Below are 10472 nucleotides of genomic sequence, written 5' to 3'. Positions count from 1 at the left end.
CCTTCACCAGCATCGCCTGCACCCTCATCTGCTACCGCAGACTCACCAAATGAGACGACTTCTAACTGCAACTGCGTACTGCTGCCCGGCAGTTCATCTCTGCCGGGCCTCTCTTGATCTCGACTACGACAGAAATCGTAACCACACCGCCAGCCAATGTCTACTCCAGCGAGTATAGATTTTCGCGCGCTGGAAGATGAGGTACTCCGCCTCGACCAGTCTGCCTCGACCGGTCCCCATGGATGGTTCAAGCAGCTGCGAGGCTCTGTCCGGCGCTCACAGTGCCCCACAGCCGCGTAGCATGTCGGGCTGGGCGTGACGTCGCCGACTGCGCCGCGGCTACCGTGGGCGGCACCGGCCAACACTGCGTCTCGTGAAGAACACCACCGACCGGCATGGACGTTTCCAGCCGTGACGCCCCCCAGGTCGGCCGTTGACGAGCGTGGCAGAAGGCCCTGCGCCGCCCTCGACGAGCCTGGGATGATCGTTGACGTCGCCGCCCTGGTGGAGTCCGGCCAGAGCAACCAGATGTCCCTGACCGTGGCCACCGGTGGCGCTGTCATCACCGGCCGCCTGGCTCCCGCAGCGGTGTGGAGGCAGAGGGTGTCGGATGTGCTGAGGGATTCCGCTCACTTGGGCGAGTTCGCCCGCCGTCTTCGACGCCCCCGTGAAGGAGGACGGGCCACCCACGCATCTGCACTTCCGTGCCGCCCGGATCCTGCAGGGCAACGGCGACGGGAACCCGCTGCACGCGGTGTGGGCCCGACCGGCGTACCGGTCGGGCCCACACTGCTCATCAGGTGTCGGCTCGTGTCTGTTTACCCGGTCAGACCGTGACGGGGGTGCCGAGCATCGCGGAAGCGTGCTGCATCGGACTGAGAATGCCCAGGGGCGCTGCCTTGGGAACGGCGCGGCAGGTGAAGCCGAGCTGAGCCATGGCCCGCGAGACTTCGGCGGCGCTGAAGTCACGGCGGTCCTGGCGCGTGATGACCTGGCCGACCTGCTTGACGGGGTAGTGGCGGCGGCCGATGATCACCGATTCGCCGGTGACCGGTTCGGGCTTGACACCCTTCATCGACTCCAGCACGCCGCCCTTGGTGAGCTCGAAGGGGAAGCGGGCGATGACGCAGCGCATGTGGCCTCACAGAGAGAAGGAAAGAACGGTCCGGCCAGGGCGAGGTGTTTCAGCGGGAGAGGGCGAGGATGCCCAGGGCGCTGCCTTGCTCGTCGACCACCGGCAGGACACCGAGCCGACGGGTGCGCATCGCGTGCTCGGCTTCGGCCATCGTGGTCACGGGTGAGGCGAACGAGCCGTGGTCGCCGAGGATGTCGCGCAGGCGGACACGGTCCGTGTAGTCGGAGCTGTCGCGGACGGCGGCGAGTTCGGTACGGGTGACCAGGCCGGTGCACTGGCCGTCCTGGTCGCAGACGACCAGTCGGACCGTGCGGGCGGCGGTCATGACGGCCAGCGCCACCTCGACGCTCATGTCGTCACAGACCTGCGGTCCGGCCGCGTCCATGACCTCCACCGCCGTCCTGTGCGCGGGGTCGGCGTCCGCCGGGCGGGGCTGCGTCTGAACCAGCGTCACAAGGTGCCTCCTGCGGAGATGGGCCGGCTTCCTGATCACGAAGGTTCTAGGCCACCGCGCCGAAGCCGGACTGGCGTACGGGGGTGCGCCTGGTCGCCGAGGTGGGGCGGCGTCGGCCTCGGGAGGTGGCGCTGCGCTTGGGGCGTTCGACCACCGGTGCGGTGATGACGACCGGGATGCCGGACGGGGCCTGGGCTCCGGTGATCCGGTTCAGGGCCTCGTCGCCCGAGCGGATCTGGGTGGTCTGCGGCCGGATTCCGGCGTCCGACATCAGACGGACCATGCCGCGGCGCTGGTTCGGCGTGACCAGGGTGACGACGCTGCCGGACTCGCCGGCGCGGGCGGTACGGCCGCCGCGGTGGAGGTAGTCCTTGTGGTCGGTCGGCGGATCGACGTTGACGACCAGGTCGAGGTTGTCGACGTGGATGCCGCGCGCCGCGACGTTGGTCGCCACCAGCACGGTGACGTGCCCCGTCTTGAACTGCGCCAGCGTGCGGGTGCGCTGGGGCTGTGACTTTCCGCCGTGCAGCGCGGCGGCCCGTACCCCGCTGTTGAGCAGGTCCTGGGTCAGCCGGTCGACGGCGTGCTTGGTATCCAGGAACATGATCACGCGGCCGTCGCGGGCGGCGATCTCGGTCGTGGCGGCGTGCTTGTCGGCGCCGTGGACGTGCAGGACGTGGTGCTCCATCGTCGTGACCGCACCGGCCGACGGGTCGACCGAATGCACGACGGGGTCGGTCAAGTAGCGGCGCACCAGCAGGTCGACGTTGCGGTCCAGGGTGGCGGAGAACAGCATTCGCTGCCCCTCGGGGAGGACCTGGTCGAGCAGCGCGGTGACCTGTGGCATGAAACCCATGTCAGCCATCTGGTCGGCCTCGTCCAGCACGGTGATGCCCACCTGGTTCAGCCGGCATTCGCCGCGGTCGATGAGGTCCTTGAGCCGCCCCGGCGTCGCGACGACGACCTCGGCTCCGCCACGCAGCGCACCGGCCTGCCTGCCGATCGACATGCCGCCCACAACCGTGGCCAGCCGCAGCCGCACGGAGCGGGCGTACGGGGTCAGCGCGTCGGTCACCTGCTGTGCCAGCTCACGCGTCGGTACGAGGATCAGCCCCAGCGGCTGGCGGGGCTCAGCACGCTGGCCAGCGGTGCGGGCGAGCAGAGCGAGGCCGAAGGCGAGGGTCTTGCCCGAACCCGTGCGTCCGCGGCCCAGCACGTCACGGCCCGCCAGCGAGTTCGGCAGCGTCGCGCCCTGGATCGGGAACGGCACGGTCACCCCCTGCCTGCCGAGTTCGGCCAGCAGCTGCTCGGGCATGTCGAGATCGGCGAAGCCTTCAACGGCCGGCAGCGCGGGGGTGATCGTCCTGGGCAGCGCGAACTCACCCTGCACTCCGGCGGCTCGACGGCCGTAACCGCCGGAGCGGACGGGCCCGCCGGAACGACGCGGCGTTTGCGAGCCGTAGCCGCCGCCCCTTCCGGCGTCGGCACGGCCGTCACGGGAGCGGGCGGGGCGGTCGTTCGTGTACGTGCGGTTCATTCGGAACCTTCCTCGATGTGGCACATATCAAGGAATTCCCGCCGCGATGAATGGCATGGAGAATTACAAGTATGGACCGGTGGCAAAAGAAAGCAGATCTGGCCGGCGGAATCATCCGTGGGCACAGGTGCTGAAATGGGTGACGCGATGGGGACCTTGCGATCCGGGCGCCGGCTGCGGTGCAGCACTTCAGGCTGCGTCTGCGTCCTGAAGGGAGGAACCGCTTGTGGTGGTACTGCGGATTCCTCCGGGGCGTCCCGCGGGTGAAAGCCGCTGCGGGATACGCGTGCAGCTGGGGCCCGCACCCCGAAGGATGCGGGCCCCAGCTACGGATTGCGCGTGAGCGTCAGGCCGGAACGATGTTCTCGGCCGTCGGGCCCTTCTGACCCTGCGCGATGTCGAAGTTCACCTTCTGGCCCTCGAGCAGCTCACGGAAACCCTGCGCGGCAATGTTCGAGTAGTGGGCGAACACGTCGGCGCCGCCACCGTCCTGCTCGATGAAGCCGAAGCCCTTTTCCGCGTTGAACCACTTCACGGTACCAGCAGCCATGTCATATCTCCTTTGGGGCAGTGCATCGGCGTCCGCACCACGCGGACGCCGTGTCGCCGCGATGATTACCCCGCCCGGAAATGACCGGAAATACAAAAGTGCTCCCGACCGGCAGAAACCTGGTGGGGGCACTTGAAGTCTTGGGAACCACAACTGCAACTGAGATAGACACTAGCACGCCGGAGCGGCCCGTGCGTGTTGGATAATTCCACTCTGCCCTTCGCGGCAAAAACTCCCGCTGCCCGGTCCCCCAAAATCTGATCCCTCGGGAACAGATATTAATTCACGCGGAGTTCAACGTCTCAGGAAAAGTTGCCAACCGGCACGCTGCCGCGACGGCCGGGGAAAAGCTGCCGCCGCCCAGGAAACGCAGCTGCGAGACTGTGCGGATGACCACGCAGCGGCTGCCGTTCCCGGTCCCGGATGAGCGAGCCCACCTCTTCGGTGTGGGCGAGGCGCCTGGTCATTTGGGTGATGGCGGCCCGGGTGATCAGGCTCTGGGAGTGCTGGATGAGCCGTTCGTACTCCCGCGCATGCCGACGGGACGTCTTCGAGTACTACTCCGACAGAGTGGCCAGGCAGGCCGCCGGCGCGACGTGTGCTCATGACCGTCGACTGAAGCGCCCGCACGCATCACATCAGCCAACCGGGCCGATAGGTCAGGGCACTTCTTCCGACAGTTGTTCGATCCAGATGGTTTTGCCCGCAACGGTGTACCGGCTGCCCCAGCGATGGGTCAGCTGCGCCACCAGGAACAGCCCGCGGCCGCCTTCGTCCGTCCACCGGGCCCGTCGCAGATGCGGCTGCGTCTGGCTGGGATCGGAGACCTCGCAGATCAAACGTTGATCCCGAATCAGCCGCAGGCCCACTGGGGCGCTGCCGTAGCGGATGGCGTTGGTGACCAGCTCGCTGACGATCAGCTCTGTGGTGAACACCAGATACTCCAGCCCCCTGGAGGTCAGCTGGTCGGCGACTCGACGGCGTACCCCTGCGACGATGCTGGGGTCGGCGGCCAGCTCCCAGATGGCCGTGGCATCTTCGGGAAGTCGGCGCACCTGGGTCACAGAAGTGCCAGGTCGTCGTCCAAGGGCTGCTGCAGAAGTTCTTCCAGAATGCGGCCACCGATTTCCGTGACCGGGCGGCCGCCTTCAGCGCCTCCAGCCGTGCCTTCCCGCACCACGGTCAGTCCGCGGGTGCGGAACGGATCTCGCGCCAGTGCGCCGGTGTAGAAGGACGGGACATCACCAGGGCTCGGTGGCTTCGAAGGGCTCCGCGCCTTCGCCCAGGGGCAGCCCCGGACGCACGGACACCGTGTCGGCTTCGGCGCCGCCCTGCGGAGCGGTCGGGGTGGGCACGGTGCCGGCGTGCGGGGTGGCGCCGCCGGCTGGCAGGGCCGCGAGCGACGCCGACTTCCCCCCGCACGCCGCCGGTGCCCAGTGCGTCGGGCGGGCCGGTCCCTAGCTGCCCTTGCCGCCCCGTGGCAGAGCCGCTTCGGCGAACACCACCAGGCCACCGCCATCAGGCGTTTCGGTGACGGTGTGTCCGCGCTGGATCAGCAGCCCTGCTACTGCGGCCTGCACGATCACTCTCATGCTGTCGTGGCTTGCTGCCCGGCCTGCCTGGTCACGGGCGAGCGCGGTGAACCCGTCCGAGGCCGTCCAGCTGACCAGAGCGCCCGCGGACACCTCAGTCACCCGCAGCCCCGGAACCCCGCTGTCCGCGTCGCCCAGCACCTGAAAGCCGGCCTGGACCAGGCAAGAGCTCACCCGGGACACAAGTTGAGCCGGGGCGCATGACACGCAGGTCGCCTGCCCACGAGAAGCACGATCATGCCACGGAGCTGCACAGGCGCCTGTTCGGACGGTGGGAGGACGCGGTGGATCCCGGACGACGGCAACCGGCGGGTGGATCACGGGTGGCCCGGCCGTCCAGGTGTGTCCGGAGGCGTTGTTATGCCTTCAGCTGGTCATGCGTGGCGGTGCGAATGCCGGTTACCGACGACGAGGCGGTAGAGGGCGAGCAGGATGACGGAGCCGATGATCGCGGCGATCCAGGTGGAGAGGTCGAAGAACCCGTCGACGGAGTCAACCCCGAAGATCACCTTGCCGAGCCAGCCGCCGAGCAGACCGCCGACGATGCCGATGAGCATGGTGATGATGATGCCGCCCGGGTCCTTGCCCGGCATCAAAGCCTTGGCGATGGCGCCGGCGAGCAGGCCGATGATGATCCACGCGATGATGCCCCTGGCGCCTCTCCACTTCGTCATATAAAGGCTGTGTCAGCTCATCGTTCGTACCAATCTCGCCTGAACAAACGTCTTTGCCGAACGCGACCGTGCCAGTTCCCAACCCATCTCCCGCCGTCAGCGCGGCGGCAACGTCAGGCGGCGAACGGTGACCGGCGTGGGCACGGCCGTGGTCGGCGTGGGCACGCTGCTCAGCGTGCCACTGCTGCTGCGGATGATGCGCCCGGAGGGGCCTGCGCAGGGAATAGCCTTCACACACCCCCCGAAGTGGGCTCCTCCTGCCAGAAGGAGCCCACCCCTGCACGCAGGCAAGCCCGGTCGGCGTCAGCACAGTCACCGGCAGGGCGCCCTCGGCGCACAGCAGGGTCCTCAGCCGAGGCCAACACGCCACCAGACGGCGTCGGCCGGGAGCCTGCCGACCGCGACAAGGCAGAGTCCTCGGCGGTGATCATCGACCTCTGTTAGGGCCTCTTAATGCGCTCGCCGACCGGCTCACTCCCGCGCAAGGAGTAAGCATGAAGGTGGGGGGAAGGGGTATGCGCGGCATTGGCGAGTTGAGGCGGGCGGTGTCGGCATGGCCGACAAGGGAGGGACACATGGTTACGGATACGGCAGCAGCGACGACGGAGGCGCAGTGCGCTGAACTGCCGGAGGTGGCCGACCCGTCGAAGGTCGCTCCGAAGGACGCGCGTGAGCTCACCCGCCTGTTCTTCCAGCAGCTGAACCGGCTGGAGGAGGGCACGCCGGAGTACCAGTACGCGCGCAACACGCTGATCGAGATGAACATCTCCCTGGTCCGCTACGCGGCCTCCCGTTTCCGCAGCCGGGACCAGGAGGAGATGGAGGACATCGTCCAGGTCGGCGTGATCGGTCTCATCAAGGCCATCGACCGGTTCGAGCTCTCCCGCGAGGTGGAGTTCACCTCCTTCTCGATCCCCTACATCGTGGGAGAGATCAAGCGGTTCTTCCGTGACACCACCTGGGCCGTGCACGTGCCGCGCCGCCTGCAGGAGGCCCGCGTCCAGCTGGCGCGCGCCACCGAAGAACTGAGCAGCCGTCTGGGCCGCACCCCGACCGTGGCGGAACTGGCCCAGCTGATGAACCTGGAGGAAAAGGAAGTCATCGAGGCGCGGCTGGCCTCCAACGGCTACCGCTCCTCCTCCCTGGACGCCGCCATCGGCAACAGCGAGGACGGCGAGACCGCCCTGTCCGACTTCATCGGCAGCGACGACGGCGCCCTGGAACTGGTGGAGGACTTCCACGCACTCGCCCCGATGATCGCCGACCTCGACGAGCGAGCGCGCAAGATCCTGCACTGGCGGTTCGTGGAGGAGCTCACCCAGGCCCAGATCGGCGAACGGCTCGGCGTCTCCCAGATGCACGTCTCCCGGCTGCTGTCGCGCACCCTTGCCCAGCTCCGCCAGGGCATGCTCACCACCAACTGACACCGCGGTCCAAAAGGCGCGCGCCTTACGGTCGTGGTGCCCATGTACCACGCCACCGCCTCTGCACGGTCGGCTGCGAGCGGCCCGCCTCAGACCCTCAGGGCGCGCTCCACCCGTGTGGACCGCCTCCGCCTATTCCCCCCGCGGATCGTCCAACACCCCCTCGGGATCGTCGACGCCCGCCGCTTCGAGAAACACCACCAGGTCGTGGTCGCTGTAGCCGGTGCCGAGGATCTCGTCCCGGCCGTGCGAGTGCACGGTGACACTCCGGCCACCGGTGCGGGAGGGCAGGTGTACGACGATCGGCGCGCTGGTTCCCAGCGTGCTCCCGGCAGGGCTGTGCAGCGAGTCGGCTGCCCGGTCAGGAGGGTGGCACACCAGTCGAAACGCGGGACTCCGGGATGTGGGTCGTACGCCACCCGCCCGTCGGCGTCGAATTGTCCCGCGCTCGGAGGGCGTCGCGGGTGTCGATTACGTGACCCAATGTCACACAAACAGCCTGATCCGTACCTCGGCGCTCGCCCGGTCCTTGGGCCGACGGCGCGCCGACCGTTACTGGGGACTGCGTCCGGTGACCTCGCCGCTGGGGTCGTCGGGCAGAGTGATGCGGGCGGTGATGCGTCTACCGACCGGCTCCCACTGGACCTCAAAGCCCTGGGCGACGGCCATGACGATCTCCAGTGATACCCGGCCTCCGTATCCGGGGCATCCCGCTCGCGTACCGCCGCTGCACGGCCTGACAACCCGAGCGACCCTTGACTCGCCCATTGAGACTCCACCGGCCTCGACAGGTAGTGCCGCACAGGGACCTGCCCCCGCCAGGACGCGACCCAACGGGGGCAGAGCACGGACAATGGGCGGCTCCCGGTAGCGCGGTAGGGGTAGGTGCCGTGATCTTCGGATTGAGCTCGATCACTCGGGCGGGGATGAGCGATCGCCGGACGACCGATCCACCGGGCGGGCGGCTGCGGCGGCCATAAGGGCCAGCAGGAGCGCGATCACGCCGACGATGATGTTGTTGACTATGGTCCTGGTGGTACTGACGTCCCCTGCTACAACCCAGGGCGCAAAGATCGTCCACACGCTGAGTGCGCAGGCGGCCCACGCCATGCTGTGCGAGCGCTCGTATGCCCGGCCAAAGCCACCGCTCATGATCACGGCGTAAGCGATGCCGACGATCAAGTTGTTGACAGCCAGGGTGGAAAAGTCGCTGAAGCCCGCGATCCACGGTGAGGCCGCCAGATAGAGGCCCGTGATCAGTGCCATCGCCTCGACGGCCTGCGCCTTCGGAGTACTGGCGACACGCTCGGCCATCTCGTGTCGACTGCGCATGGCGCGGATGTCGGGGTGCGTGTCCATGTCCGACCGGGGATGTGTTGCCATTCCGACCTCCGATTTGCCCGTTATGTGTATTACGTGAAGGCGAGTACCCCTCAGGGGCGGGGTAACCATGCGAGGCGCACGGGACGCCGTCCCGGGCGCGGACCGGTCACGAAAGTGGCGTGCGCGGGGAGCTTCCATCCCGCCTTCCATCGACCTGGGCGCAGCCAAGGCTTGTCCCGTAATGATCTTTCGGTCGGACACGCGGGCGCCAGCTTCTGGGATCAGGCGTCGCCCCCCTCCACTGGCATCCAAACCTGGCCCGCTCTCACTCACCTGCCGCCTCAGGGGACGCCACGCGGCCGGCCGAGCCTACGGCCTGCTGGGACTGACGGCGGTCGGAGTCGGCGGCATGCTGGGCCGCCACCTCGCCTACCGTCAGGCATCCGGCGCCCCCGAAGAGGTACCGCACGTGGTCACGGAGGGCTGGCACCGGATCGGCACCGTGGACGCGTCCCTGGCCGGCCGGCCCGTGCGGCGCAGCGTGGACGACGTGCCGGTCCTGGTCGTGCGCGAAACCGGCGGCACCGTCCACGCGCTGGCCGACCGGTGCAGCCACCTCGCCGGACCGCTGTCCGAGGGGACGATTAACCGACGGAACGGCTGGAACGTACGCGGCCTCGCCACGGCTCCCCAGCCCGCCTTCGGCGCTCGGATCACCGGCGGCCACGTCGAGATACGCCTGCGCCGGGCGGAGCACGCGGACAACAGCCGGGAGACGGAGCGGCAACCGGGCGCAGCGGAGAAGGGTGTGGCCCATGGATCCCCTGGCCACCACGCCTGACAACGCGAATGACACCACAGGTGACGCCATAGCTGACAACCGCCTCGCACAACGCCTGCGCGAGCTTGCCCGGCGCACCGGACGACGGTACTCCGCAGGGCACGACCGGCCGCTGTGCGGCCATCTCGCGTCCATGACGGGGTTCGGGGCGTACACGGCGGCCTGGGCCACGGTGGTACGGCTGCGCGGGTGCCCTCTGCCCGACCGGCCCCAGCCCTGGGACGTGGTCCTGACCTCGGTCGCCACCTTCCGGCTCAGCAGGCTCTTGAGCAAGGCGTCCGTCACCAGTCACGCGGTACGTCGGCCGCAGGGCCCCGCCGAGCTGCACGAGCAGGCGGAGCCGGAGGGCGGCAGGGACACGTGTGCACAGAATCCCCGCCGAGCCCCGGCAGGGCTTCTTCGCATGGAGCCCGAATGGCGGGGGCCTACAGGAAAGTGGACCGCAATGCGGCAAAGGCATTGGGCTTTGCAGGGGTGAAGGCTACGACTTGGTTGGTCGCGAAGAGTTCCCGGGTCGGATGCTGTGCGTCGGCGTACGACGCGTGTCGTCACCGCGTCCTTGCTTCGGGTGCTCGAGAGAGGAGAACCCGAGTGCGACGGTGCTCACGGCGGACACTGAAACCCCACGTACTCAGAAGAGCCGCCGGGCCGCACCTGCGGGGCTTCTCGTCACACCCCGCTCTCACACTCCTATCCCCGACTGCGTCGACTCCCCCGGACCAGAATGCCCTGACCTGGCATTACGCGATCATCTCGGACCGGCCTGGACGCCCCTGGACAGTCCCTACAACCTGTGCCATGTGGTGCCCGGGGAGGGACCCAGGATCAGGACGGGAGCCTCTTCTGGCCCGTCAAAGCGGTACTGCAGGGTGTTCGACGGTGTCTCACTCACGCCTCAGCCCCTCTCACGTATCACGAAATCTCACACAGCCCGGGGAACCC

Annotated in this window: 10 protein-coding genes and 3 pseudogenes; 3 read left to right on the top strand and 10 right to left on the bottom strand. The window is 68.2% G+C overall.

Going from position 1 to position 10472, the window contains the following annotated elements:
- Positions 1-480: 480 nt before the first annotated feature.
- Positions 481-727, top strand: a pseudogene (locus QNO09_RS37440) (hypothetical protein); the annotation flags it as partial.
- 99 nt (positions 728-826) lie between these two features.
- Here the strand turns inward: QNO09_RS37440 and QNO09_RS37435 are convergent.
- The 8 genes and pseudogenes from QNO09_RS37435 to QNO09_RS37405 form a co-directional block, all read right to left on the bottom strand.
- The gene (locus QNO09_RS37435; protein ID WP_283974695.1) at positions 827-1135 is read right to left on the bottom strand and encodes an SCO5918 family protein; all 309 of its coding nucleotides are present in this window, start codon (positions 1133-1135) and stop codon (positions 827-829) included.
- Between the two features lie 49 nt (positions 1136-1184).
- Positions 1185-1589, bottom strand: a complete 405-nt coding sequence (locus QNO09_RS37430; RefSeq protein WP_283974694.1) for a CBS domain-containing protein — start codon at positions 1587-1589, stop codon at positions 1185-1187.
- A 46-nt stretch (positions 1590-1635) separates the two neighbouring features.
- Complete coding sequence (locus tag QNO09_RS37425) at positions 1636-3126, bottom strand: DEAD/DEAH box helicase (RefSeq protein ID WP_283974693.1); 1491 nt, start codon at positions 3124-3126, stop codon at positions 1636-1638.
- 346 nt (positions 3127-3472) lie between these two features.
- A complete protein-coding gene (locus QNO09_RS37420; RefSeq protein WP_003973099.1) occupies positions 3473-3676 on the bottom strand; it encodes a cold-shock protein in 204 nt (67 codons plus the stop codon).
- 431 nt (positions 3677-4107) lie between these two features.
- A pseudogene (locus QNO09_RS40150) lies at positions 4108-4221 on the bottom strand (IS5-like element IS4811 family transposase); the annotation flags it as partial.
- A 114-nt stretch (positions 4222-4335) separates the two neighbouring features.
- Positions 4336-4740 carry an ATP-binding protein gene (locus tag QNO09_RS37415; RefSeq protein ID WP_349637016.1) on the bottom strand — a complete coding sequence of 135 codons (405 nt, stop codon included), beginning with the start codon at positions 4738-4740 and terminating at the stop codon, positions 4336-4338.
- Positions 4741-5133: 393 nt separating this feature from the next.
- On the bottom strand, positions 5134-5442 hold the full coding sequence (locus QNO09_RS37410) for a hypothetical protein (RefSeq protein WP_283974692.1): 309 nt from the start codon (positions 5440-5442) through the stop codon (positions 5134-5136).
- Between the two features lie 200 nt (positions 5443-5642).
- A complete protein-coding gene (locus tag QNO09_RS37405; protein WP_283974691.1) occupies positions 5643-5942 on the bottom strand; it encodes a GlsB/YeaQ/YmgE family stress response membrane protein in 300 nt (99 codons plus the stop codon).
- 575 nt (positions 5943-6517) lie between these two features.
- On the opposite strand from QNO09_RS37405, the gene QNO09_RS37400 reads away from it, so the two are divergent.
- Positions 6518-7366, top strand: a complete 849-nt coding sequence (locus QNO09_RS37400) for an RNA polymerase sigma factor SigF (RefSeq protein WP_283974690.1) — start codon at positions 6518-6520, stop codon at positions 7364-7366.
- 132 nt (positions 7367-7498) lie between these two features.
- On the opposite strand, the gene QNO09_RS37395 is transcribed toward QNO09_RS37400, so the two are convergent.
- Complete coding sequence (locus tag QNO09_RS37395) at positions 7499-7624, bottom strand: hypothetical protein (RefSeq protein WP_502962399.1); 126 nt, start codon at positions 7622-7624, stop codon at positions 7499-7501.
- Between the two features lie 654 nt (positions 7625-8278).
- Positions 8279-8725: an SPW repeat protein gene (locus tag QNO09_RS37390; RefSeq protein WP_283974689.1), complete on the bottom strand. Its 447-nt coding sequence runs from the start codon at positions 8723-8725 to the stop codon at positions 8279-8281.
- A 289-nt stretch (positions 8726-9014) separates the two neighbouring features.
- Here QNO09_RS37390 and QNO09_RS37385 point away from each other — a divergent pair.
- Positions 9015-9530 (top strand): annotated as a pseudogene (locus QNO09_RS37385) (Rieske (2Fe-2S) protein); the annotation flags it as partial.
- Between the last annotated feature and the right edge of the window lie 942 nt (positions 9531-10472).

It is taken from the genome of Streptomyces sp. 378 (assembly GCF_030124145.1).
In the GTDB taxonomy this organism is placed as follows: Bacteria; Actinomycetota; Actinomycetes; order Streptomycetales; family Streptomycetaceae; genus Streptomyces.
Note: the sequence above shows the minus strand (reverse complement) of the source record. Positions and strands in the feature narration are given on the sequence as shown.